The organism is Prauserella halophila (assembly GCF_024171895.1).
In the GTDB taxonomy this organism is placed as follows: domain Bacteria; phylum Actinomycetota; class Actinomycetes; order Mycobacteriales; family Pseudonocardiaceae; genus Prauserella; species Prauserella halophila.
In genome coordinates this window covers 1-23,697 of sequence record NZ_JAMTCQ010000013.1, presented here as the reverse complement: position 1 = coordinate 23,697, position 23,697 = coordinate 1, and the positions used below count along the sequence as shown (strand labels likewise).

Annotated in this window: 22 protein-coding genes and 1 rRNA gene; 20 read left to right on the top strand and 3 right to left on the bottom strand. The window is 70.4% G+C overall.

The genetic code is table 11. The annotated features are described in order from the left end of the window. Positions 1-5: 5 nt before the first annotated feature. Positions 6-458: an SRPBCC family protein gene (locus LY41_RS19425; RefSeq protein ID WP_253865618.1), complete on the top strand. Its 453-nt coding sequence runs from the start codon at positions 6-8 to the stop codon at positions 456-458. A gap of 71 nt (positions 459-529) precedes the next feature. Here LY41_RS19425 and LY41_RS19420 read toward each other — a convergent pair whose 3' ends face one another. Continuing rightward, entirely contained in the window at positions 530-1,915 is a 1,386-nt protein-coding gene (locus tag LY41_RS19420; RefSeq protein ID WP_253865883.1) for a cation:dicarboxylate symporter family transporter, read from the bottom strand. Between the two features lie 230 nt (positions 1,916-2,145). On the opposite strand from LY41_RS19420, the gene LY41_RS19415 reads away from it, so the two are divergent. Both LY41_RS19415 and LY41_RS19410 read left to right on the top strand, forming a co-directional pair. After that, entirely contained in the window at positions 2,146-3,813 is a 1,668-nt protein-coding gene (locus LY41_RS19415; protein WP_372493324.1) for a sensor histidine kinase, read from the top strand. Positions 3,814-3,836: 23 nt separating this feature from the next. After that, the gene (locus LY41_RS19410) at positions 3,837-4,598 is read left to right on the top strand and encodes a response regulator (protein WP_253865616.1); all 762 of its coding nucleotides are present in this window, start codon (positions 3,837-3,839) and stop codon (positions 4,596-4,598) included. Here LY41_RS19410 and LY41_RS19405 read toward each other — a convergent pair. Then, positions 4,571-5,563 carry an aminoglycoside phosphotransferase family protein gene (locus tag LY41_RS19405; protein ID WP_253865615.1) on the bottom strand — a complete coding sequence of 331 codons (993 nt, stop codon included), beginning with the start codon at positions 5,561-5,563 and terminating at the stop codon, positions 4,571-4,573. The two genes, LY41_RS19410 and LY41_RS19405, sit on opposite strands and share 28 nt — an antisense overlap. Before the next feature lie 104 nt (positions 5,564-5,667). After that, positions 5,668-6,042, bottom strand: coding sequence for a DUF1844 domain-containing protein (locus tag LY41_RS19400; protein WP_253865614.1), 375 nt, complete (start codon positions 6,040-6,042; stop codon positions 5,668-5,670). Between the two features lie 271 nt (positions 6,043-6,313). Between LY41_RS19400 and infC the strand changes: the two genes are divergently transcribed. From infC to LY41_RS19315, 17 genes are all read left to right on the top strand, one after another. Continuing rightward, on the top strand, positions 6,314-6,937 hold the full coding sequence (infC, locus tag LY41_RS19395; protein WP_253865882.1) for a translation initiation factor IF-3: 624 nt from the start codon (positions 6,314-6,316) through the stop codon (positions 6,935-6,937). A 106-nt stretch (positions 6,938-7,043) separates the two neighbouring features. Beyond that, positions 7,044-7,238 (top strand): 50S ribosomal protein L35, encoded by a 195-nt coding sequence (gene rpmI, locus LY41_RS19390; protein ID WP_253865613.1) that lies wholly within the window; start codon positions 7,044-7,046, stop codon positions 7,236-7,238. Between the two features lie 65 nt (positions 7,239-7,303). After that, positions 7,304-7,681 carry a 50S ribosomal protein L20 gene (gene rplT / locus LY41_RS19385; RefSeq protein ID WP_253865612.1) on the top strand — a complete coding sequence of 126 codons (378 nt, stop codon included), beginning with the start codon at positions 7,304-7,306 and terminating at the stop codon, positions 7,679-7,681. Between the two features lie 32 nt (positions 7,682-7,713). Continuing rightward, entirely contained in the window at positions 7,714-8,481 is a 768-nt protein-coding gene (locus LY41_RS19380; RefSeq protein ID WP_253865611.1) for a TrmH family RNA methyltransferase, read from the top strand. A 146-nt stretch (positions 8,482-8,627) separates the two neighbouring features. Continuing rightward, complete coding sequence (gene pheS, locus LY41_RS19375; protein WP_253865610.1) at positions 8,628-9,695, top strand: phenylalanine--tRNA ligase subunit alpha; 1,068 nt, start codon at positions 8,628-8,630, stop codon at positions 9,693-9,695. A 115-nt stretch (positions 9,696-9,810) separates the two neighbouring features. Beyond that, positions 9,811-12,453 carry a phenylalanine--tRNA ligase subunit beta gene (gene pheT, locus LY41_RS19370; RefSeq protein WP_253865609.1) on the top strand — a complete coding sequence of 881 codons (2,643 nt, stop codon included), beginning with the start codon at positions 9,811-9,813 and terminating at the stop codon, positions 12,451-12,453. 116 nt (positions 12,454-12,569) lie between these two features. Beyond that, a complete protein-coding gene (argC, locus tag LY41_RS19365) occupies positions 12,570-13,592 on the top strand; it encodes an N-acetyl-gamma-glutamyl-phosphate reductase (RefSeq protein ID WP_253865608.1) in 1,023 nt (340 codons plus the stop codon). Further along, positions 13,589-14,740, top strand: a complete 1,152-nt coding sequence (gene argJ / locus LY41_RS19360) for a bifunctional glutamate N-acetyltransferase/amino-acid acetyltransferase ArgJ (protein ID WP_253865607.1) — start codon at positions 13,589-13,591, stop codon at positions 14,738-14,740. The genes argC and argJ overlap by 4 nt, the downstream gene beginning before the upstream one ends. Further along, a complete protein-coding gene (argB, locus tag LY41_RS19355) occupies positions 14,737-15,663 on the top strand; it encodes an acetylglutamate kinase (RefSeq protein WP_253865606.1) in 927 nt (308 codons plus the stop codon). The genes argJ and argB overlap by 4 nt, the downstream gene beginning before the upstream one ends. After that, positions 15,663-16,850, top strand: coding sequence for an acetylornithine transaminase (locus tag LY41_RS19350; RefSeq protein WP_253865605.1), 1,188 nt, complete (start codon positions 15,663-15,665; stop codon positions 16,848-16,850). Before argB ends, LY41_RS19350 begins: the two co-directional genes overlap by 1 nt. A gap of 1 nt (position 16,851) precedes the next feature. After that, positions 16,852-17,772, top strand: a complete 921-nt coding sequence (argF, locus tag LY41_RS19345) for an ornithine carbamoyltransferase (RefSeq protein ID WP_253865604.1) — start codon at positions 16,852-16,854, stop codon at positions 17,770-17,772. After that, positions 17,769-18,260 (top strand): arginine repressor, encoded by a 492-nt coding sequence (locus tag LY41_RS19340; protein ID WP_253865603.1) that lies wholly within the window; start codon positions 17,769-17,771, stop codon positions 18,258-18,260. Before argF ends, LY41_RS19340 begins: the two co-directional genes overlap by 4 nt. Positions 18,261-18,284: 24 nt before the next feature. After that, positions 18,285-19,715: an argininosuccinate synthase gene (gene argG / locus LY41_RS19335; RefSeq protein WP_372493323.1), complete on the top strand. Its 1,431-nt coding sequence runs from the start codon at positions 18,285-18,287 to the stop codon at positions 19,713-19,715. Next, positions 19,715-21,139 carry an argininosuccinate lyase gene (gene argH / locus LY41_RS19330; protein WP_253865602.1) on the top strand — a complete coding sequence of 475 codons (1,425 nt, stop codon included), beginning with the start codon at positions 19,715-19,717 and terminating at the stop codon, positions 21,137-21,139. Before argG ends, argH begins: the two co-directional genes overlap by 1 nt. Positions 21,140-21,170: 31 nt before the next feature. Continuing rightward, positions 21,171-21,797, top strand: a complete 627-nt coding sequence (locus tag LY41_RS19325) for a DNA-3-methyladenine glycosylase (protein WP_253865601.1) — start codon at positions 21,171-21,173, stop codon at positions 21,795-21,797. Between the two features lie 70 nt (positions 21,798-21,867). Continuing rightward, positions 21,868-23,142: a tyrosine--tRNA ligase gene (gene tyrS / locus LY41_RS19320; RefSeq protein WP_253865600.1), complete on the top strand. Its 1,275-nt coding sequence runs from the start codon at positions 21,868-21,870 to the stop codon at positions 23,140-23,142. A 433-nt stretch (positions 23,143-23,575) separates the two neighbouring features. Then, positions 23,576-23,697: ribosomal RNA gene (locus LY41_RS19315) — 16S ribosomal RNA — on the top strand; the annotation flags it as partial.

The window sequence follows — 23,697 nt, the reverse complement described above, 5'->3', positions numbered from 1 at the left end:
GGGACGTGCCGCTGAATCGCTATCTGTTCCGCACCACGTGGCTGGTGCCGTCGCCGTCGGACGCCGTCTTCGCGGCACTGGTCGACCTCGCCGGTTACCCGGACTGGTGGCCGGACGTGCGGTCGGTGACCAAAGTGGACGACGACACGGCCGAACTCGTCTGTTGTGCGAGTCTGCCGCTGGCGTTGCGGTTACGCATGACGCGCGTCGAGGAGAACGCGTCCGCGGGCCGGGTGGCGGTGGCCCTGTCGGGTGATCTGGAGGGCACACTCACCGGACAGCTCGTGCCCGGCGGCAGCCGCACGCGGTTGGACATCCGGCAGCAGGTCGTCGCGCGCAAGCCGGTGCTGCGGAGCCTGTCTCCGGTGGCTCATCCGGTGTTCCGGCTCAACCACGCGCTGATGATGCGCCGCGGCCTGCGCGGCCTACGGGCCCACCTGAGTGCCACCGGGACCTGACGGCGCCGGCCGACGTGCCGAGCCCGCGTGCGCCACGGATGGGGCGCACGCGGGCCGGGCGGTCGCGCGGATCAGACCGTCGCGGGCTGCTTGCCCTGCTGCGCGGGGCCCGACTCGCCGGATTCCGGCCTACCCGAACCCGAATCGCCCGAGTCGCTCGCCTCGCCCGGGTCTGCCGAGTCGGACGAGGCGTGGTCGTCGACCAGCGTCGCCTCGTTGAACGGGTCCTGCTTCGTGAGTACCCGATGCAGCTGTTCGCGGTCGAGCCCCTTGGTCACCGAGCCGATGAGGACGGTGGCCACGGCGTTGCCCGCGAAGTTCGTCAGCGCACGCGCCTCCGACATGAACCGGTCGATGCCGAGGATGAACCCGACACCGTCGACCAGCTCGGGCCGGTGGGCCTGCAGGCCGCCCGCGAGTGTCGCGATGCCCGCGCCGGACACGCCCGCTGCACCCTTCGAGGCGATGATCATGAACACCAGCAGGGAGATCTGCTCGCCGATCGAGAGCGGGCTGCCCTGCGCCGTCGCGATGAACAGGGTGGCCATCGTCAGGTAGATCGCGGTGCCGTCGAGGTTGAACGAGTACCCCGTCGGCACAGTGATCCCGACGACCGGTTTCGACACGCCGAGATGTTCCATCTTCGCGATGAGCCGCGGCAGCGCCGACTCGGACGACGACGTCGACACGATCAGCAGGAACTCGCGGCCCAGGTAGGCGAGCAGCCGGAAGATGTTCACCCGGGCGCCGAACCACAGCACGACGCCGAGCACGCCGAAGATGAACACCAGGCAGGTCAGGTAGAACCCGATCATGATCACGGCCAGGCTGCGCAGCGCGTCCCAGCCGGTCTCGCCGACCACCGCGGCGATCGCGCCGAACGCGCCGACCGGGGCGACCCACATGATCATGCCGAGGACCCGGAACACGAGCCGCTGGATGTGCTCGATACCCCGCAGCACCGGTTTACCGGCATTCCCCATCTTCTGGAGGGCGAAGCCGACCAGCAGCGCGACGAGAAGCGTTTGCAGCACCGAGCCGTCCGTGAAAGCGGACACCATGGACTCGGGGATGATGCCGAGCAGGAAATCGGCGGTGCTCTCGCCGCCGTCGGAGGCCTGGTTCTGTACCTCGGACACGGCGTCCTGTTCCAGTCGCATGCCCTCGCCGGGGTGCAGGATGTTGCCGACGACCAGGCCGATGCCGAGCGCGAAGGTCGACATCAGCAGGAAGTAGCCGACGGCCAGTATCCCGACCTTGCCGACGCTCGCGGCTTTCGCGACCGAGCCGATGCCCAGCACGATGGTGCAGAAGATGATCGGGCTGATCATCATCTTGATCAGATCGACGAAGCCGCTGCCGAGCGGTTTCAGATTCGCGGCCACGTCGGGAAATGCGAAACCGACGATGATGCCCAGCAGTACGGCAACGATCACGAAGATGTACAGGTAGTGCATCCTGTCGCGGCGTCGTGGCGCCTGCTCGGTGGGCTCGGTCGTGGACGGTTCAGGCAACGTTGCCTCCTCACGGGTTATCGCCTGCGATGAGGCCGTGACGTGCCCGCCTGACGACGTGGTCGTGGGTGTGCGGGACCGTCACGAATTCACCGCTGGATCGACGGCGACTATCGGTGCCGCAGTGAGTGAGGTCCACCTTGTGTTCATTTCGTTCGTCGCCGCCTGGTCTCATGGCGGTCGTGCGTGTTCGATCGGCCGTGCGGTCCGGGAAATGGAGTCTGGCGCGGCAGCTGCTGGTGCTGCAGCTGGCCGTGGTGGCCGTTCTGGTCACGGTCGGCGCCGTCCTGGCCTACGTCGACGCGTCGGAGGCGACCGAGGACGCGGCGACGGAAGAAGTGACGTCGGTTGCGGCGACGCTGGCCGATTCCCCGGTCGTGCCTGCGGCCGTCGGCGGCCCGGAACCGAGCCGCAGGCTGCAGCCGTTCGCCGAGCAGGTCCGTGCCGACACCGGCGTCGACTTCGTCACGATCATGGCGCCGGACCGCACGCGGTTCAGCCATCCGGACCCGCAGCGCATCGGCGAGCCGTTCATCGGGACGGTCGAACCGGCGCTGCGGGGCAGGTTGTTCACCGAGACCTACGCCGGCACGCTCGGCCCTTCGGTGCGAGCGGTCGCTCCGGTGCGCGACGACGACGGCGGGATCGTGGCGCTGGTCGCCGTCGGCCTCACGGTGGAGGCCCTGTCGCACGAGCTCGCCGGGCGGCTCGTGGTCGTGGCGCTGGTGGCAGGCGGCGTCCTGCTGGTCGGCGGCGCGGGCAGTTATCTCGTCAGCAGGCGGCTCGCCCGGCAGACCCGTGGCGTCGCCCCGGCGGAGCTGTCGTCGATGTTCGAGTACTACGAGGCGATCCTGCGGTCGGTGCGGGAAGGGTTGGTGCTCGTCGGCCGGGACGGGAACGTGGTGCTGTGCAACGACGCGGCGCGTGATCTGCTGGGCCTGGCTGCCGATCCCGCGGGCACGCGGGTGGCCGATCTGGGACTCGCCGCCGACCTCACCGGCACGTTCACGTCGCGCGAGCCCGCCACCGACGAACTGCACGTCACCGACACGCGGGTGCTGCTGGTGAACACGGTGCCGGTGCACTCGCGTGACCGGGCGATGGGCAACGTCGTGACGCTCCGCGACCACACCGAGCTGCAGTCGCTCACCGGCGAGCTCGACACCGTGCGCGGGTTCGCCGAATCGCTGCGTTCCCAGGCTCACGAGTCGGCCAACCGGCTGCACGCCGTGGTCTCGCTCGTCGAACTCGGCAGGACCGACGAGGCCGTGGAACTGGCGACGGCGGAACTGGACACGGCACAGCAGTTGACCGACCGGGTCGTCGGCGCGGTCGCCGAACCGGTGCTGGCAGCGCTGCTGCTGGGCAAGTCCAGTGAGGCCGACGAACGCGGTGCCGAGCTCACGCTGACGCCCGACAGCTCGATGGACGACACCGCGCCCACGGTGCCGGCCCGGGACCTCATCACGATCCTGGGAAACCTGATCGACAATGCCGTCGACGCGGTCGTCGAGAATGCGGCCGAGCGTGCGCCGCGGGTCGCCGTCACCGTTCGCGCCGACGAGACCGAGCTGCTGTTGCGGGTCGCCGACAGTGGAGCGGGCGTCGAGCCGGACGGCGTGCCGGGCATCTTCCGGCGTGGCTGGTCCACCAAGCCGGGCGGGGCCGCGGGCGGTCGCGGGCTGGGTCTGGCGCTCGTGGGCCAGACGGTGCGTCGGCACGGCGGCACCCTCGACGTCGACAGCGACGACGGAGCGGTGTTCACCGTTCGGCTTCCGCTGGCAGGTCGTCCGTCCGGGGACGTTCCTGGTGACCCGAGTGGAGACGGCCGCCTGCGGTGACGCCCGGTAGGCTGCGCGCCAGGATGATTGCGGTGCTGGTGGTGGAGGACGACCCGGTCGCGGCCGACGCGCATCGTGCCTACGTCGAGCGGATTCCCGGTTTCACGGTCGCAGGCGTCGTCCGTTCCGGCACCGAGACGGTGCGGTTCTGCCGGACGCATCCCGTCGACCTCGTGCTGCTGGACTTCTACCTGCCCGACACCCACGGCCTCGCCGTATGCCGCACCCTGCGGGCCGAGGGCAACACCGTCGACGTCATCGCCGTCACGTCGGCCCGTGACCTGGGCGTCGTGCGGGCCGCCGTGTCCGCGGGCGTGGTGCAGTACCTGCTGAAGCCGTTCACGTTCGCGGCGCTGCGAGGCAAGCTCGAGAGCTATGTGCGGTACCGCGACAGTGCCGCCCGGTCCGGCGAGGTCGACGGGCAGGATGAGGTCGACCGGATGCTCGCGACGCTGCGCACCACGGAGCACGTCGCGCTGCCGAAGGGCATGAGCGGGGAGACCTTCGAGGCGATCTCCGCCGTGCTCGCCGAGTCCGTGCGCGACGGGTGCGGGGGAACCTCCGACGACGACGGCGCGGACGGAGACGGAGACGGGGACGGCGGCGACGGGGACGGGGACGGCATGTCGGCGGCCGCGGTGGCCGACGCCGTCGGCGTCGCGAGAGTCACCGCGCGCCGGTACCTGGAGTATCTGGCCGACAACGGACTGGCCCGGCGCAAGCCGCACTACGGCGGCGTCGGCAGGCCCGAGGTGCGTTACACGGCGATGCCGCGGAAGGCCTGACGGCGGGCGGCATCGCCGTCGGTGGCCGCCAGCCGGGCCGCGAACGCGCGGCACCACGCCCACAACCGGTCGGCGTCGGCGTCGATCAGCTCGGCGAGTTCGCCGGCAGTGGTGCGCCAGCGCGCGGGATCGTCGCGGACGACCCAGTCGATCGCGTCGGACGCCGGATCGCCCAGGCACGGCCGCGGGTCGATCGCGACCAGTCCCCGCCCACCTCCGGCCAGGACGTTGCCGGGGTGGAGGTCGCCGTGGACGAGCGCGCCCCGTGGCGTACTCGCGGCGAGCTCCGCCGCGAGTGCCTGCCCACGATCGAGCGCCGCGACGTACTCGGCGTCGTCGTGGCCGCGCCGCCGCCACAGGTCGAACAACAGCTCCGTGCGCTCGGCCTGTGGGCGGAAGCGGGCATCCGCTGTGTCGTGCTGCTCTGTGTCGTACTGCTCTGTGTCGTGCTGCGCCGTGCCGTGCTGCGCCGGGTCATGCTGCACTGGGTCGTGCCACGCTGTGCCGTGCGGCGTGGTGTCGTGCTGCGTGGGGATCGCCTGCTCGGGCGTCGTGTCGTGGAGGGCACGGATCAGCGCGGCGACGTCCCGGAGCGCAGCGTCTTCTGCGGCGTCGGCGAGCGTCGTTTCCGACGGGATCGCCTCGAGCAGCAGTGCGCCGTCGGCCTCGGCGTACACCGCCGGGACCCGGCCCGACGGTTGCCAGACGCGGAGTGCCGCTGCCTCCGTCCCGGCGATCGCCGCGTCGGGGGTGAGCTTGAGGATCGCCGGGCGGGTTCCGACGTGACACCGCACGACCAGGGATGTGTTGCCGCTGCCCACCGGCTCGCCCAGCTCCAGTTCCCAGTCGGCGGTCAGCGCGTCGAGCCGCTCCCGCAACCCCGACCACCACGTCTCGGCGGTGGCCCCGAATCGGGCGCGCAGCCGTTCCCGGGTCGCGGCGGCAGCGGGGGAGGACAGGTCCATCGGGGGTGTTTCCGATTCGTCGCGGGTGCGACACCGACACCGTGGCCGCCCCGGCCGAGGCGGCCACGGCCGAGTGCGGGTCAGTGGACGGGGCCGAGTGCGGGTCAGTGGACGGGGCCGGTGTACTTCTCGCCGGGTCCCTGGCCGGGGGCGTCGGGTACGGCGGACGCCTCGCGGAAGGCCTTCTGCAGCGACTGCAGGCCGTCCCGCAGGGGAGCGGCGTGCACGCCGAGGTACTCGGCCGACGCGGTGATCAGGCCGGCCAGCGCGGTGATGAGCCTGCGGGCCTCGTCCAGGTCACGGCGTGGGCTGCCCTCGGGGTCCTCGTCGGAGAGGCCGAGTCGTTCGGCCGCCGCCGACAGCAGCATCACTGCGGCGCGGCTGATCACCTCGACACTCGGGATCTCGTCGAGCTCCCGCACGGCGTCGGTCACGTCCGTGGCTCCGGCCGCTCGGGCCGCTTCAGCCGCTCCGGCCACGGGATTATCGCCGGTATCCGGTGTGTTGAAAGAGTCGTCGACCACGTCTGCTACCCTTCCATGTGCGACCAGCTCCCGAGCGATCGGGGGCCGCAAGTGGAGCCCCGCTCCCACCCGAGTCGCCGCCATGCGAAAGGCGGCCGGGTCCGGTCCCGCAGTATTCGCCGTCCGGTGAATGCGCGGAACGTCTCGCAGCACTGCTGCGGACCGTGATCGGATTGATGGGCCCCTCACCGTGGTACTCGGAGTACCGGTGACCGGGGCCCGTGGTATGTGGGCACTGTGGGCACCAGGGTCGAACGAGAACCAGCGACACTTGGACCAAGGAGGCCCCATCAGCTCCGAGACGCGCATCAATGAGCGCATCCGAGTCCCCGAGGTTCGTCTCGTGGGACCGAACGGCGAGCAGGTCGGCATCGTCCGCATCGAGGACGCGCTCCGGCTCGCCGAGGAAGCCGACCTCGACCTCGTCGAGGTGGCGCCGCAGGCGCGGCCGCCGGTAGCCCGGCTCATGGACTACGGAAAGTTCAAGTACGAGTCCGCGCAGAAGGCTCGTGAATCGCGCCGCAACCAGCAGATGACTGTCATCAAGGAACAGAAGCTGCGGCCGAAGATCGACCCGCACGACTACGAGACGAAGAAGGGGCACGTGTCCCGCTTCCTCGCTCAGGGCAACAAGGTCAAGGTCACGATCATGTTCCGCGGTCGCGAGCAGTCCCGCCCGGAGCTGGGATTCCGGCTGCTGGAGAGGCTTGCCGACGACGTGTCGGACCTCGCCTTCATCGAGTCGAAGCCGAAGCAGGACGGCCGCAACATGATCATGGTGCTGGCCCCGCACAAGAAGACGAAGACCAAGTCGAAGGCGACGAAGGAAGCCGAGGGCGCCGAGTCCTGACCGGCCCCGATCACGGCAGCTCGCCCGGCGGCGACACGAACGTTGCCGGGCGGCCACGTGTGCAGCACGCCGCGAGCCGGCGTGCTGCCGTTCGAAAGAGGGAAGAATGCCGAAGAACAAGACGCACAAGGGGACGGCCAAGCGCGTCCGTGTGACGGGCAAGGGCAAGCTTCGTCGCCAGCGGGTCGGCCGCCGACACCTGATGGAGAGCAAGCCGACGAAGCTCACCCGTCGCCTCGAGGGCACGACCGACGTCGACGCCTCCGACGTGCCTCGCGTCAAGCGGCTCCTCGGTCGCTGACCTTTTCGCACCCGCCGTAACCACCCGGGGCGCCCCCTGCGCCCCCTGAACGACAGGATGGATCCGTGGCACGCGTCAAGCGGGCGGTGAACGCCCAGAAGAAGCGTCGCGCAACACTAGACATGGCCAGCGGCTACCGTGGCCAGCGTTCGCGGCTGTACCGCAAGGCCAAGGAGCAGACGCTCCACTCGTTCCAGTACTCGTACCGGGACCGCCGTGCCCGCAAGGGTGACTTCCGCCAGCTGTGGATCACCCGGATCAACGCGGCGGCCCGCCAGAACGGCATCACCTACAACCGGCTCGTCCAGGGCCTGAAGGCCGCCGGTGTCGAGGTGGACCGCAAGATCCTGGCCGAACTCGCCGTGAACGACGCCGAGGCCTTCGCCTCGCTGGCCGAGGTGGCCAAGCAGCACGTCAACACCGACGAGAAGAAGTCGGCCTGACCGCGCACACGACACGACCCGGGGCTGTCACCGTGTTCACACACAAGACGCCCCGGGTCGTTGCTGCTCGGCGCCTGACCACGAAGCCGGGCCGCGACGACGCCGGACGCTTCCTCGTCGAAGGTGCCCAGGCCGTGCGCGAGGCCCTGCGCTTCGGGCGGGTGCACGAGCTGTTCGTCACCGAGACGGCGGCCGAGCGGCACGCCGACCTCGTCGCCGGGGCACCGCGCGTGTCGCTGATCGACAGCCGCGCCGCCGAACTGCTGTCCGAGACCGTCTCGCCGCAGGGACTGGTCGCGGTGTGCGACGCCGTGACGGTGCCGCTCGACGAGGCGCTCAGCGGGCAGCCACGGCTGGTGGCGGTGCTGTGCGGCATCGCCGACCCCGGTAACGCCGGCACCGTGCTGCGCGTGGCCGACGCCGCCGGTGCCGACGCCGTCGTCTTCGCGGGGGACACCGTCGACGTGCACAACGGCAAGTGCGTGCGCGCCTCCACCGGAAGCCTGTTCCACCTGCCCGTCGCGCGCGAGCGGGACCCGGCCGCCGTCCTCGACGCCTGCGGCCGTGCGGGCCTGCGGACGATCGCCACGGAGAGCGACGCCGAACAGGACCTGACCGGTGTCTCGCTCGACGGCCCGATCGCATGGCTGTTCGGCAACGAGGCCCACGGCCTGCCCGCCGAGGTGGCAGGCGCCGCCGACGAGACGGTCCGCGTCCCGATCTCCGGCAACGCCGAGAGCTTGAACCTCGCCACCGCCGCCGCGGTGTGCCTGTACGCCCGCGTGATCCGCGGGGGATGACCGCCGCCCGGTTGCGGGTCCGCGCCCACTGAGGGTGACCGGCAGCAGGGCACGGCCGGTCACTTAGAATCCGATGAGGCGTCGGCAGACGCCGCGGGGCATGTCCCGTGTCCTGACGATCTCACCAGCTCACGCGCCGAGGAGACATGTCCGAAGCCAGCGATAAGAAGTCCGCCAGCGGGGGCGAGGCACTCGCGCCCGAGACGTTGCAGGCGGCGGTGACCGCGGCCGAGCAGGCCTTCGCCGCGGCGGCAGATCTCGACGAGCTGGCGTCGGTCAAGCCCGCTCATCTCGGCGACCAGGCGCCCGTGCCGCAGGCCAAGCGCGCGCTCGGATCGCTGCCCAAGGAGCAGAAGGCCGACGCGGGCAAGCGGGTGAACGAGGCGCGGCAGGCGGTGCAGACGGCCTACGAGGAACGCCTGGCCGTGCTCAAGGCGGAACGGGACGAGAAGGTCCTCGCCGAGGAGGCCGTCGACGTGACGCTGCCGTGGGACCGGGTTCCCCGCGGCGCCCGGCACCCGGTGACGACGATCGCCGAGCGTATCGCCGACGTCTTCGTCGGCATGGGCTACGAGATCGCCGAAGGCCCCGAGCTCGAGGCCGAATGGTTCAACTTCGACGCACTGAACTTCGGCAAGGACCATCCGGCGCGGCAGCTGGCCGACACGTTCCATGCGGGCGCAGAGGACTCCAACCTCGTGCTGCGCACCCACACCTCGCCGGTGCAGGCACGCACGTTGCTGCACCGCGACGTGCCCGTCTACATCGTGTGCCCTGGCCGGACGTTCCGCACCGACGAGCTCGACGCGACGCACACGCCCGTGTTCCACCAGGTCGAAGGGCTTGCCGTGGACAAGGGACTCACGATGGCGAACCTGCGGGGCACGCTCGACGCGTTCGCGAAGGCGATCTTCGGTGAGGAATCCGGAACCCGGTTCCGTCCGCACTTCTTCCCGTTCACCGAGCCGTCCGCCGAGGTGGACGTGTGGTTCCCGGAGAAGAAGGGCGGCGCAGGCTGGGTCGAATGGGGCGGCTGCGGCATGGTCAACCCCAACGTGCTGCGTGCGTGCGGTGTCGACCCCGAAGTGTATTCCGGTTTCGCGTTCGGGATGGGGCTGGAGCGGACCCTGATGTTCCGCAACGGTATCCCCGACATGCGGGACATGGTGGAAGGCGACGTCCGGTTCACCGCGCCGTTCGGGACCGAAACCTGATGGCCGTCCCCGGACCCGAGCACCCGACCGTGGCCGGCGCCCGATCCCACCACCGTTCCGGTAATCCTGCGGTCCGGACCCGGATGCGTCCGCACCGCGGCAGCAAGGAGGCGTAGTGCGAGTCCCCGTCAGCTGGTTGACCGAACACCTCGAGCTCGATGACGAAGTCACGTCCGACTCGCTCGTCGAGGCGTTCGTGAACCTCGGCGTCGAGGTCGAGTCGGTCGAACAGGTCGGCAACGTGGCCGGGCCGCTCGTGGTGGGCAGGGTCGCCGAGGTCGAGGAACTGACCGAGTTCAAGAAGCCGATCCGCTACTGCCGCGTGGAGATCGGCGAGGCCGACTCCGACGAGATCGACGACGCCGCCGACGTCGCCTCGGACAGGACCGCTGCCGACAGGACCGCTGTCGATACGGCCGCTGCCGACACGGCCGGTGACGTCGCCGCGGAGCCTGCGGACGGGGGCGCCGGTGAGGACACCGTCGATGGTGGGCTGCCGAAGCCGCGTACCAACGGCATCGTCTGCGGCGCCCGCAACTTCGCCGAGGGAGACCTCGTCGTCGTCGCGCTGCCGGGCGCGACGCTGCCCGGCGACTTCACGATCGCCGAGCGCGAGACCTACGGCCGCATCAGCCAGGGCATGATCTGTTCGGCCAAGGAGCTCGGCATCGGAGAGGATCACTCCGGCATCCTGGTGCTGCCCCCGGGAACGGCTTCGCCCGGCGACGACGCACGCGAGATCCTCGACCTCGACGACACCGTCCTCGAGCTGACGCCGACTCCGGACCGTGGCTATGCACTGTCGGTGCGGGGGCTGGCGCGGGAACTGTCGTGTGCGCTGGACGTGCCGTTCGGTGACCCGGCGAAGCTCGACGTGCCCGAGCCGGAGGGCGAGGCATGGCCCGTACGGGTCGAGGATCCCGACGGCTGCCCGCGGTTCGTGCTGCGCCGCGTGACCGGACTCGACGCCGGCGCGCCGACGCCGTGGTGGATCCGCCGCCGCCTCCTGCTGGCGGGCATGCGGCCGATCTCGCTCGCGGTCGACGTGACGAACTACGTGATGCTCGAACTCGGCCACCCGCTGCACGCGTTCGACACCGGCTCGATCAAGGGCGACCTCGTCGTCCGCCGGGCCGAGGAGGGCGAGAAGCTCACGACGCTCGACGACGCCGACCGCGCCCTCGACCCGGACGACGTGGTGATCGCCGACGACACCGGTGTCGTCTCGCTCGCGGGCACGATGGGCGGTGCCACCACGGAGATCGGCACCGAGAGCACGGATGTCCTGCTGGAGGCGGCGCACTGGGATCCCGCGTCGATCAGCCGCACCGCGCGCAGGCACCGACTGTTCTCCGAGGCGGCCAAGCGTTTCGAGCGATTCACCGATCCGCAGTTGTGCGAGGCCGCCGTCGAGCGGGCCGCGAAGCTGCTGCGCCAGCACGGCGACGGCAGTATCCAGCCGGGTCGCTCCGTGGTCGGCGAGGTGGAGCCCTCGCCTGCCGTGACGATGCCGATCAACCTGCCGGACCGGGTCGCGGGCGTGCGCTACGAGCGCGGCGTCACCGTCGGCAGGCTGACGCAGATCGGCTGCAAGGTCGCGGTCGACACGGCCGACGACGGCACCACCCTCGTGCACGCCGTGCCGCCGAGCTGGCGCAGCGACCTGACCCAGCCTGCCGACCTGGTCGAAGAGGTGCTGCGGCTCGAGGGGTACGACAGCATCCCGTCCGAGCTGCCGCCCGCACCCGCGGGTCGCGGACTGACCGGGGCGCAGCAGCGTGAGCGTGCCGTGTCCCGGGCACTGGCCGAGGCCGGTTACGTCGAGGCGCTGCCGTTCCCGTTCGTGTCGGCGTCGGTGTGGGACGACTTCGCCCTGCCCGCCGACGACGCGCGGCGTCGCACCGTCGAGGTGCGGAACCCGCTCGAGGCCGACAAGAACCGGCTGACGACCACGCTGCTGCCAGGGCTGCTCGACATGGTCCAGCGCAACATCTCGCGGGGCACGCGGGACGTGTCGCTGTTCCACATCGGACAGGTCGTGCTCGGTGGTGAGGAGCAGGCCGCCGCGCCGGACCCCGGCGTCGACGGCCGGCCTGCCGACGACGAGCTCGCCGCGCTCGAAGCCGCTGTGCCCGATCAGCCCCGGCACGTCGCCGTGGTGCTCGCCGGGCAGCGCCTGCGCGACGGCTGGTGGGGCAAGGGTGAACCGGCGAACTGGGCCGACGCGATCCAGGCGGCGCGGCTCGTCGCCGCGGCGGCGAAGACCGAACTGGACGTCGAAGCGGCCGACGCGCTGCCGTGGCACCCGGGCCGCTGCGCCCGGTTGATCGCCGACGGCGAGACCGTGGGCCATGCGGGTGAGCTGCATCCGAAGGTGCTCGAGGCGCTGGAACTGCCGAAGCGCACGGTCGCGATGGAGCTGAATCTCGACGGGCTGCCGCTGCGCGAGGTGCGCCCGGCGCCGTCCATCTCGGCGTTCCCGCCGGTGCTGCTCGACGTGGCGCTGGTCGTCGACGCGGAGGTGCCGTCGGCGCAGGTGGCCGCGGCGTTGCGCGCAGGCGGTGGGGAGCTGCTCGAGGACGTGGCGCTGTTCGACCTGTACACGGGCGAGCAGGTCGGTGAGGGTCACCGGTCGCTGGCGTACAAGCTGCGGTTCCGGGCGAGCGACCGGACGCTCACGGCCGAGGAGGCCACCGAGGCGCGGGACGCCGCGGTCGCCGCGGTCACCGAGCGGTTCGGAGCGACCCTGCGCGGCTGAGGCTGCGCGGCCGAGCAGCTGCGCGGTGGGCCGTTCGCGGGCGGGTCCTCATCCGATGGTGTGGCGTCCGCCGCCCCGGCTGTATTGAACTTGCATCGTCATGCATAATCATTCGTATGACGGTGAAGGTTGCGGTGGCCGGGGCCACCGGATACGCCGGGGGCGAGCTGCTGCGGCTGCTGCTCGCGCACCCGGATGTGGAGATCGGTGCGCTGACGGCGGCCAGTAGTGCGGGTACCCCGCTGGGGGAGCTGCAACCGCATCTGGCCCCCCTGGCCGACCGCGTCGTCGCCGAGACGTCCGCCGGCACCCTCGGCGGTCACGACGTCGTGTTCCTCGCGTTGCCGCACGGCCATTCCGGTGCGCTCGCCGAGCAGCTCGGTCCGGACGTGCTGGTCGTGGATCTGGGAGCGGACCATCGGCTGACCGATGCCGCGGACTGGCGGCACTGGTACGGGGGAGACCACGCGGGTACCTGGCCGTACGGCCTTCCGGAACTGCCCGGTGCCCGTGACCGGCTGCACGGGACGCGGCGGGTGGCCGTGCCGGGCTGTTTCCCGACGGGGGGTTCGCTCGCGCTCGCTCCCGCGGTCGCTGCCGGGCTCGTGGCGCCGGACGTCACGGTGGTGTCGGTCACGGGCGCGTCGGGTGCCGGCAAGAGTCTGAAGCCGCACCTGCTCGGGTCCGAGGTCATGGGCAACGTCAGTGCGTACGGCGTGGCCGGTGCGCACCGGCACACCCCGGAGTTCGTGCAGAATCTGAGCGCAGCCGCGGGCAGGCAGGTCAACGTGTCGTTCACACCGGTGCTGGCTCCGATGCCCCGGGGAATTCTCACGACGGCGAGCGCGCCGCTGACCGGCGAGGCGGCCGAGGCGCGGCGGGTGTACGAGGCGGCCTACGCCGATGAACCGTTCGTGCAGGTGCTTCCCGAGGAGCAGTGGCCCACGACGGCGGCGACCGTGGGGTCGAACACGGTGCAGCTGCAGGTCTCGGTCGACGAACAGGCGGGGCGACTGGTCGTGATCGCCGCGATCGACAACCTGACGAAGGGCACCGCGGGCGGCGCGGTGCAGTCGATGAACATCGCGCTCGGTCTCGACGAGACGACCGGGTTGCCGACGACGGGGGTTGCACCATGACGATCACCACTCCTCAGGGCTTCCGGGCGTCGGGGGTCACCGCGGGGCTGAAGGCCAGCGGCACGTCCGATGTGGCGCTCGTGGTCAACGACGGGCCGTCCGATGTGGCCGCGTGTGTGTACACGGCGAACCGGTGCAAGGCGAATCCGGTGCTGTGGAGCGAGCAGGTCACCGCCGACGGCAGGGCGAAGGCCGTGGTGCTCAACTCCGGTGGCGCGAACTGTTACACGGGCCCGGAGGGATTCCGGACGACGCACGCGAGCGCCGAACAGGTCGCGGAGCGGCTGGGTGCGGGTGCGATCGACGTCGTCGTGTGTTCGACGGGCCTGATCGGTGATCAGCTGGACAGCGACAAGCTCACCGCGGGGATCGAGCGTGCGGCGGACACGTTGTCGGTCGACGGCGGAACCGCGGCGGCCGAGGCGATCATGACCACGGATACGCGGACCAAGGAGTCGCTGCGTTCCGGCGACGGCTGGTCGGTGGGCGGCATGGCGAAGGGCGCGGGCATGCTCGCACCGGCTATGGCCACGATGCTCGTGGTGATCACCACCGACGCGCAGCTCGACTCCGCGGCGGCGGACCGGGCGCTGCGTGCGGCGACCCGGGTGACGTTCGACCGCCTCGACTCGGACGGCTGTATGTCCACGAACGACACGGTGCTGCTCATGGCCAGCGGCGCCTCGGGGGCCGCTCCCGACGAGGCGGAGTTCACGGCCCGGCTGACCGAGGTGTGTCACGACCTGGCCCAGCAACTGCTGTCCGACGCGGAGGGCGCGGACCACGACATCGCGATCGAGGTCGTGCACGCGGCGTCCTCCGGCGACGCGGTCGAGGTGGGCCGCTCGATCGCCCGCAGCAACCTGTTCAAAACGGCGGTGTACGGGAAGGACCCGAACTGGGGCCGGATCCTCGCGTCGGTCGGGACGACCGGCGCGGTGTTCGAACCCGGTGAGCTGGACGTCGCGATGAACGGCGTGTGGATCTGCCGTGGCGGCGAGCCGGGGGACTCGCGCGACCTGGTCGACCTCGGCGAGCGCGCGGTGAGCGTGACCGTCGACCTGAAGGCGGGTACCGAGACGGCCACGATCTGGACCAACGACCTGACGCACGCGTACGTGCACGAGAACTCGGCGTATTCGACATGAGTGATCCCGAATCCCTGATCCCCGCCGACGAACGCCTCGCCACGGCGTCGGAGAAGGCGGGTGTGCTGATCGAGGCGCTGCCGTGGCTGCAGCGGTTCCACGGAGCCACGGTGGTCGTCAAGTACGGCGGCAACGCGATGGTGGACGAGGAACTCAAGCGCGCGTTCGCCGAGGACATGGTGTTCCTGCGGCTGGCGGGGGTGCACCCGGTGGTGGTGCACGGTGGTGGACCGCAGATCAACTCGATGCTCGACCGCCTCGGGATCGAGGGCGAGTTCAAGGGCGGGCTGCGGGTCACGACGCCGGAGACCATGGACGTCGTGCGGATGGTGCTGGTGGGCCAGGTCAGCAGGGAGCTGGTCGGCCTGATCAACGCGCACGGCCCCTACGCTGTCGGCATCTCGGGCGAGGACGCACGCCTGTTCACCGCGGAGCGGAAACAGGCCACGGTGGACGGTGAGAGTGTCGACATCGGGCTGGTCGGCGAGGTCGCCGGGGTGAACCCGGAAGCGGTGCAGGACATCGTCAACGCCGGGCGCATCCCGGTCGTGTCGACGGTCGCCCCGGATGCCGACGGTGTGGTGCACAACGTGAACGCCGACACCGCGGCCGGTGCGCTCGCGGGGGCGCTCGGGGCGGAGAAGCTCGTCGTGCTGACCGATGTCGAAGGTCTGTACGCGAATTGGCCGGACCGTTCGTCGCTCGTCGACCAGCTCGGGGTGAGCAGGCTCGAGGCGATGCTGCCGGAGCTGGCCAGCGGCATGATCCCGAAGATGGAGGCGTGCGTGCGCGCCATCCGCGGTGGGGTGCGCCGCGGGCACGTGATCGACGGCCGGATTCCGCATTCGGTACTGCTCGAGGTGTTCACCGAACGCGGCATCGGCACGATGGTGCTGCCCGACGGCGTGCAGGAGGACGTGTGATGTCCAATCAGGACGACCGGCTGCGGTGGCAGTCCGCGATGATGAACAACTACGGCAGCCCACAGCTGTCGCTGGCGCGCGGTGAGGGTGCCGTGGTGTGGGACGCCGACGGCACCCGGTATCTGGACTTTCTCACCGGCATCGCGGTGAACGCGCTGGGGCACGCACACCCGGCGGTGACCGAGGCGGTGACGGGGCAGGTCGGCACGCTCGGTCACACGTCCAACCTCTACATCAACGAGCCCGCGCTGACCCTCGCCGAGCGGCTGCTGGAACTGTCCGGCGTGGCCGGCGGGAAGGCGTTGTTCTGCAACTCGGGCGCCGAGGCGAACGAGACGGCGTTCAAGCTGACCCGCCGCACCGGCCGCACCAAGGTCGTGGCGACCGACGGCGGGTTTCACGGGCGCACGATGGGCGCGCTCGCGCTCACCGGCCAGCCGGGCAAACGGGAGCCGTTCGCACCGCTCGTGCCCGGCGTCGAGCACATCCCGTACGGCGACGTCGCCGCGCTCGAGGCCGCGATCGACGACGACACGGCGGCATTCGTGGTCGAACCGGTGCAGGGCGAGAACGGCGTCGTCGTGCCGCCGGACGGGTACCTGCAGGCCGCGCGGGAGATCACGAGTGCCCACGGCGCGCTGCTCGTGGTCGACGAGGTGCAGACCGGCATCGGCAGGCTCGGCAGCTGGTTCGGATACCAGCAGGCGGGCATCACGCCGGACATCGTCACCCTCGCGAAGGGACTCGGCGGCGGCCTTCCGCTCGGCGCCTGCCTGGCGTTCGGTGACGCCGCGACGCTGTTCGAGGCCGGTCAGCACGGGACGACGTTCGGCGGCAACCCGGTGTGCTGCGCCGCGGGCCTGGCCGTGCTGGACACGATCGCCGCCGACGGACTGCTCGAGCACGTGCGGACCGTCGGCAAGGACCTCGTCGCGGGCGTCGAGGCGCTCGGCCACCCGCTCGTGGCGGGTGTTCGCGGCCACGGCGGACTGCTCGGCGTGCAGCTCACCGAGGCGGTGGCGGCGAAGGCCGCGGCCGCCGCGCAGCAGGCCGGTTTCCTCATCAATCCCGTTCAGCCGGACGTGATCCGGCTCGCGCCGCCACTGGTGCTGTCCCAGGATCAGGCCGGTGAGTTCGTGTCGGCACTGCCGGCGGTGCTCACCTCGGCGCTCGAGGCAAAGGACTGACATGCCACGCCATTTCCTCCGCGACGACGATCTGACCCCCGGCGAGCAGTCGGCGGTCCTCGATCTGGCCGACGACCTGAAGAAGCGGCCGCACGGTGATCAGCTCGCCGGGCCGCAGGCCGTCGCCGTGATCTTCGAGAAGAACTCCACGCGGACGCGGTTCTCGTTCGAGGTGGGCATCGCCCAGCTCGGCGGGCATCCGGTCGTCGTCGACGGCCGCAGTATGCAGCTGGGACGCGAGGAGACGATCGAGGACACCGCGCGCGTGCTGGCCCGCTACGTCGACGCCGTCGTGTGGCGGACGTTCGCCCAGGCCCGCATCGACAAGCTCGCGTCGGTCGCGACCGTTCCGGTGATCAACGCGCTCACCGACGAGTTCCACCCGTGCCAGATCCTGGCCGATCTGCAGACCGTGCGGGAGCGCAAGGGATCGCTGGCCGGGCTGACGTTGACGTACCTCGGTGACGCCGGCAACAACATGGCGCACTCGCTGCTGCTGGGCGGGGTCACCGCGGGAATGCACGTGCGCGTGGCGGCCCCCGAGGGCTTCCGTCCGCTGCCGTGGGTGCTGGACGCGGCGCGCGGCCGCGCCGCCGAGACGGGCGGCAGCGTCGCGGTGCTGACCGACCCGCACGCAGCCGTGGACGGTGCGGACGTCGTGACGACCGATTCCTGGACGTCGATGGGACAGGAGAACGACGGTAAGGACCGGGTCGCCCCGTTCCGGCCGTACCAGGTCAACGACGAGCTCCTCGGCCGCACCGGCACGGACACGATCGTGCTCCACGACCTGCCCGCGCACCGTGGCTGGGAGATCACCGACGAGGTGATCGACGGGCCGGCGAGCGCGGTGTGGGACGAGGCGGAGAACCGGTTGCACGCCCAGAAGGCGCTGCTCACGTGGTTGATGGACCGACGATGAGCCTCTCGCGAGTGGCACGGCAGGCCAGGATCACCGAGCTGGTCTCCAGTATGGCCGTGCGCAGCCAGACCGAGCTGGCCAAGCTGCTGGCTGCCGAAGGTGTCGACGTCACGCAGGCCACGTTGTCGCGCGACCTCGACGAACTGGGCGCCGTGAAACTCCGCGGTGCGGACTCCGGTGCGCCGGTGTACGTGATCCCGGAGGACGGCAGCCCGGTCAAGGGCGTGCAGGGTGGCACGTCCCGACTGTCCCGGCTGCTCGGCGAGCTGCTGGTGTCGGCGGAGGGTTCGGCCAACCTCACGGTGGTGCGTACCCCGCCCGGCGCGGCGCAGTTCCTGGCCAGCGCGATCGACAGGGCGGCCCTGGGCGACGTGCTCGGCACCATCGCCGGTGACGACACCGTCATGGTGATCGCCCGCGAACCGGGTGGCGGTCCCGCACTGGCCCGCCTGCTCACCGACCTGGCCGACAGCCATCCCACCGACTGAACCCTCCCAGCGAAGGAAACGAAATTGAGCAAGGTTCTGATGTCCCTGCCGCAGGGGGAGCGCGTCGGCATCGCGTTCTCCGGCGGTCTCGACACCTCCGTCGCGGCCGCCTGGATGCGCGAGAAGGGCGCGGTGCCGTGCACCTACACGGCCGACATCGGGCAGTACGACGAGGACGACATCGACGGCCTGCCTGCCCGCGCGAAGGACTACGGCGCGGAGATCGCCCGCATCGTGGACTGCAGGCGGCAGCTCGTCGACGAAGGCCTCGCCGCGCTGTCCTGCGGGGCGTTCCACCTGCGATCCGGTGGCCGCGCCTACTTCAACACCACACCGCTGGGCCGCGCCGTCACCGGCACGATGCTGGTCCGCGCGATGCAGGCCGACGGCGTCGACATCTGGGGCGACGGGTCGACGTTCAAGGGCAACGACATCGAGCGGTTCTACCGGTACGGTCTGCTGGCCAACCCGGAGCTGCGGATCTACAAACCGTGGCTGGACCCGGACTTCGTGCGTGAGCTCGGCGGCCGCCAGGAGATGAGTGAGTGGCTGACCGAGCACGGTCTCCCGTATCGCGACCCGGCGGAGAAGGCCTACTCCACCGACGCCAACATCTGGGGCGCCACGCACGAGGCGAAGACCCTCGAGCACCTCGACGTGTCGCTGGAGACCGTCGACCCGATCATGGGCGTGAAGTTCTGGGACCCGTCGGTGGAGATCCCGATCGAGGACGTCACGGTGCGGTTCGAGGCGGGCCGCCCGGTGGCGATCAACGGCCGGACGTTCGACGACCCGGTGGCGCTCGTGGTCGAGGCCAACGCCATCGGCGGCCGCCACGGTCTGGGCATGTCCGACCAGATCGAGAACCGGATCATCGAGGCCAAGTCGCGCGGTATCTACGAGGCGCCGGGCATGGCGCTGTTGTGGATCACCTACGAGCGGTTGCTCAACGCGATCCACAACGAGGACACGGTCGAGAACTACCACAACGAGGGCCGCAAACTGGGCAGGCTGCTCTACGAGGGCCGGTGGCTCGAGCCGCAGGCGCTGATGCAGCGTGAGGCCGTGCAGCGGTGGATCGCCTCGCTGGTCACGGGCGAGGTGACGCTGCGGCTGCGGCGCGGTGAGGACTACACGATCCTGGCCACGGAGGGCACCAACTTCTCGTACCACCCGGAGCGGTTGTCGATGGAACGGGTCGAGGGCGCCGCGTTCGGCCCCACCGACCGCATCGGCCAGCTGACGATGCGCAACCTCGACATCGCCGACTCGCGGCACAAGCTCGAGTTCTACGCACAGCAGCCGCTCGACCAGGGACAGGTGCTCGTGGAGAACGGCACCCTCTTCGGCGAGCTGCCCTCCGGCGGCGCCGATCGGATCACCGACAACCCCGAGGCCTCGAGTGGGACACCCACGCCGCTCGACGAGGCCGCGATGGAGTACGGGACCGACTGATGAACGACAACGTCAAGCTCTGGGGCGGGCGGTTCGCGAGCGGGCCCGCGGACGCGATGGCGGCGCTGTCGGCGTCGACGCACTTCGACTGGGTACTGGCGCCGTACGACATCGCGGGCTCGCGGGCACACGCCCGCGTGCTGCACCGCGCCGGGCTGCTGTCGTCCGGTGAGCTGGAGAGCATGCTCGCGGCGCTGGACACGCTGGCCGAGGACGTCGCATCGGGGGTGTTCACGCCGACGATCGCCGACGAGGACGTGCACACCGCCCTGGAACGCGGCCTGCTCGAACGGGCGGGTGCCGAGCTGGGAGGGAAGCTGCGCGCAGGCCGGTCCCGCAACGACCAGGTGGCGACGCAGTTCCGCATGTGGCTGCGGGACGCCGCCCGGCGTGTCGTGACCGGCGCGCTCGACGTCGTCGACGCGCTCGTCGCGCAGGCGCACCGGCACCCCGACGCCGTGCTGCCGGGCCGGACGCATCTGCAGCACGCGCAGCCGGTCCTGCTCGCGCACCATCTGCTGGCGCACGCGCAGGCGCTGCTGCGCGACGTGACCCGCCTCCGGGATTGGGACGAGCGCACGGCCGAATCGCCCTACGGGTCGGGTGCGCTCGCCGGGTCCTCACTCGGTCTCGACCCGGAGGCCGTCGCGGCGGAACTGGGTTTCGACGGGAGCGTGGACAACTCCATCGACGGCACCGCGTCCCGGGACTTCGCGGCGGAGTTCGCATTCGCCGTCGCGATGCTCGGCGTGAACCTGTCGCGGGTCGCCGAGGAGGTCATCCTCTGGAACACCGCCGAATTCGGCTACGTGACGCTCGACGACGCGTGGGCGACCGGCAGTTCGATCATGCCGCAGAAGAAGAACCCGGACGTCGCCGAGCTCACTCGCGGCAAGTCGGGCAAGCTGATCGGCAATCTGTCGGGTCTGCTGGCCACGCTCAAGGCACAGCCGCTGGCGTACAACCGCGACCTGCAGGAGGACAAGGAGCCGGTCTTCGACTCGGTGGCGCATCTCGAGCTGCTGCTGCCCGCGCTCGCGGGCATGCTCGGCACGCTGACGTTCCACACCGACCGGATGGCCGAGCTGGCTCCCGCCGGGTTCACGCTCGCCACCGACGTCGCCGAGTGGCTGGTGCGCAAGGGCATGCCGTTCCGTGGTGCGCACGAGGCGGCGGGCGAGTGCGTCCGCGTGGCCGAAGAACGAGGAGTGGGCCTCGACGAACTCGCCGACGACGAGTTGGCGGCGATCCACGAGGGCCTCACCCCCGACGTTCGCGAGGTGCTGACCGTCGCCGGTTCGGTGGCCTCCCGCGATGCCAAGGGCGGAACCGCGCCGGCCCGGGTGGCCGAACAGCGGGACCGGATCGTCGAGCGCGCCTCCGCACACCGGGCGTGGGCGGCCACCGTCACGCGGGCGGACTGAGGGTCACCGTGCGGCCGTTATCCTGCCGAGCATGATCGACGACACAGCGCGGGTGGTGAGCCGCGAGGACCTCGCCGTCGATCCCGTCGCCCTGGCGCCGTGGCTCCTGGGCTGTGTGCTCGAATCGCGCGGCGACCAGGGCACGGTGCGGGTGCGCCTCGCCGAGGTCGAGGCGTACCGCGGACTCGACGACCCGGCGTCGCACTGCTACCGCGGCCGGACGTCCCGCAACGACGTGATGTGGGGCCCGGCCGGGTATCTGTACGTCTACTTCGTCTACGGCATGCATTTCTGCGCCAACGTCGTGGGCCTCACGGACGGCAAGCCGGGCGCGGTGCTGGTGCGCGCGGGCGAGGTGATCGAGGGGCAGGAGCTGGCGCGGTCGCGGCGGCCGACGGCGCGCGGGAACGGCACCGTTGCCAAGGGCCCGGCGGTACTGACCTCGCTGCTCGGGCTCGAGGCCGCCCACAACGGCGTCGATCTCACCGACGCGGCTTCGCCGGTGCGGCTGCTGCAGGGCGACGACGTCGCTGCCGAGAGCATCCGCACCGGGCCGCGGGTCGGGGTGGCGGCGGCCCAGGACGTGCCGTGGCGGTTCTGGATCGACGGCTCGCCCGCTGTGAGCACGTACCGGCGTGGCGGACGCGTACGCCGCTGACCGGGGCCGACCGGCGCCGTCCCCGGTCCCCGCGGCGTCACCCGGCGGCGGGCCGGGGACAATGGGCCGCGTGAGTGAGCACATCGTTGACGAGCTGACCTGGCGGGGACTGATCACGCAGTCCACGGATGCCGAGGCGCTGCGGCGCGACCTCAGCGACGGCCCCGTGTCCGTCTACACGGGATTCGACCCGACCGCGCCCAGCCTGCACGCAGGGCATCTCGTGCAGATGCTGACGCTGCGGCGGTTCCAGAACGCCGGCTACCGGCCGGTTCTGCTCGCGGGCGGTGGCACCGGCCTGATCGGTGACCCACGGGATGTGGGGGAGCGCACGCTCAACTCGGAGGAGACCGTCCGCGAATGGGCGCAGAACCTCCGCGGCCAGCTGGCCCGGTTCGTCGACTTCGACGACCCCGAGCTGAAGCCGGTCGAGGTCAACAACCTCGACTGGCTCGGGGAGATGTCCGTGCCGGTCTTTCTGCGGGACGTGGGCAAGCACTTCTCGGTCAACACGATGCTGGCGCGCGACACGGTCAAGCGCAGGCTGGACGGCGACGGCATGTCCTACACCGAGTTCAGCTACATGCTGCTGCAGGCGCACGACTACCGCGAGCTCTACGAACGGCACGGGGTCACGCTCCAGGTCGGCGGATCCGATCAGTGGGGCAACATCGTGGCGGGGGTCGACCTCGTCCGGCGCGTGCACGGTGCGCAGGTGCACGGACTGACCACGCCGCTGGTCACCGACGCCGACGGCCGCAAGCTCGGCAAGTCCACCGGTGGCGGCAACGTGTGGCTCGATCCGGAGCTGACCTCGCCGTACGCCTGGTACCAGTACTTCCTGAATCTGCCGGACGCGAGCGTGTCCGAGTACCTCAAGCTGCTGACCTTCCTCGACCGCGACGAGATCGCCGAACTCGAGAACGCCACGGTGGAGCGGCCCGCGGCCAGGGCGGGACAGCGGCGGCTGGCTCAGGAGCTGACCGATCTCGTGCACGGTCCGGAGCAGACGGCCCAGGTGGTGGCCGCGAGCCAGGCACTGTTCGGCCGGGGCGACCTGGCCGGGCTCGACGAGCCCACGTTGCGCGCCGCCCTCGCGGAGGTGCCTGTCGGCGAGGTGACGTTGTCCGACGGGCCGACCATTGTGGACGTACTCGTGGCCACCGGTCTGGTGGAGAGCAAGGGCGCCGCGCGCCGCACCGTGAAGGAGGGTGGGGCGTACGTGAACAACACGAAGATCACCGACGAGGAGTGGGGACCGGCGACGTCCGACGCGCTGCACGGGCAGTGGCTCGTCGTGCGCCGCGGCAAACGGAACCTGGCCGGACTGCGCCTGCTGGCGTGATCTGCCCTCTGACCAGGGGGTTCGCCATAAAGGGACCCCCCTGTTTCAGAGGGTTTCGCGGCCGTGTAATGTTCTCTTTGTCGCCAGGGAGACCGGGCAGACGGAAGCCGAAAGGCCAAGTCGGAAGCCCCGGGTTACCAGGCGAGGGGACATGAACCAAGCTCCCACAGGTGTGGTAGAGTGGGTGTTCCCAGTCGAAGCGATTAGCTCATAACAAGCCGGTAGGTTTGACAGTGAGTTCGTCGCGCCTCGACGATAAAGACCAACTGCGTGTTGTTTGAGAACTCAACAGTGTGTTTGTGAGCTTTGTTTTGTTGCTTAGTGCCTCTTTTTTGGGGTTTTTTTGAGCTAGCGCAGGGCCATGGTTGATCGCGTGTTTGGCGTGGTTGGTTGTGGTGTTGTGTTTTTTGCTTGGTTTGGATTTTTCAATGCATTGTTGGAGAGTTTGATCCTGGCTCAGGACGAACGCTGGCGGCGTGCTTAACACATGCAAGTCGTACGCTGAAGCATCTTCGGGTGTGGATGAGTGGCGAACGGGTGAGTAACACGTGGGTA

Coding starts and splice junctions, on each gene's coding strand:
- LY41_RS19420 (WP_253865883.1), bottom strand. CDS start 1,915: ATGCACTACCTGTACATCTTCGTGATCGTTGCCGTACTGCTGGGCATC.
- LY41_RS19415 (WP_372493324.1), top strand. CDS start 2,146: ATGGCGGTCGTGCGTGTTCGATCGGCCGTGCGGTCCGGGAAATGGAGT.
- LY41_RS19410 (WP_253865616.1), top strand. CDS start 3,837: ATGATTGCGGTGCTGGTGGTGGAGGACGACCCGGTCGCGGCCGACGCG.
- LY41_RS19405 (WP_253865615.1), bottom strand. CDS start 5,563: ATGGACCTGTCCTCCCCCGCTGCCGCCGCGACCCGGGAACGGCTGCGC.
- infC (WP_253865882.1), top strand. CDS start 6,314: ATGTGGGCACTGTGGGCACCAGGGTCGAACGAGAACCAGCGACACTTG.
- rpmI (WP_253865613.1), top strand. CDS start 7,044: ATGCCGAAGAACAAGACGCACAAGGGGACGGCCAAGCGCGTCCGTGTG.
- pheS (WP_253865610.1), top strand. CDS start 8,628: ATGTCCGAAGCCAGCGATAAGAAGTCCGCCAGCGGGGGCGAGGCACTC.
- argC (WP_253865608.1), top strand. CDS start 12,570: ATGACGGTGAAGGTTGCGGTGGCCGGGGCCACCGGATACGCCGGGGGC.
- argJ (WP_253865607.1), top strand. CDS start 13,589: ATGACGATCACCACTCCTCAGGGCTTCCGGGCGTCGGGGGTCACCGCG.
- argB (WP_253865606.1), top strand. CDS start 14,737: ATGAGTGATCCCGAATCCCTGATCCCCGCCGACGAACGCCTCGCCACG.
- LY41_RS19350 (WP_253865605.1), top strand. CDS start 15,663: ATGTCCAATCAGGACGACCGGCTGCGGTGGCAGTCCGCGATGATGAAC.
- argF (WP_253865604.1), top strand. CDS start 16,852: ATGCCACGCCATTTCCTCCGCGACGACGATCTGACCCCCGGCGAGCAG.
- LY41_RS19340 (WP_253865603.1), top strand. CDS start 17,769: ATGAGCCTCTCGCGAGTGGCACGGCAGGCCAGGATCACCGAGCTGGTC.
- argH (WP_253865602.1), top strand. CDS start 19,715: ATGAACGACAACGTCAAGCTCTGGGGCGGGCGGTTCGCGAGCGGGCCC.
- LY41_RS19325 (WP_253865601.1), top strand. CDS start 21,171: ATGATCGACGACACAGCGCGGGTGGTGAGCCGCGAGGACCTCGCCGTC.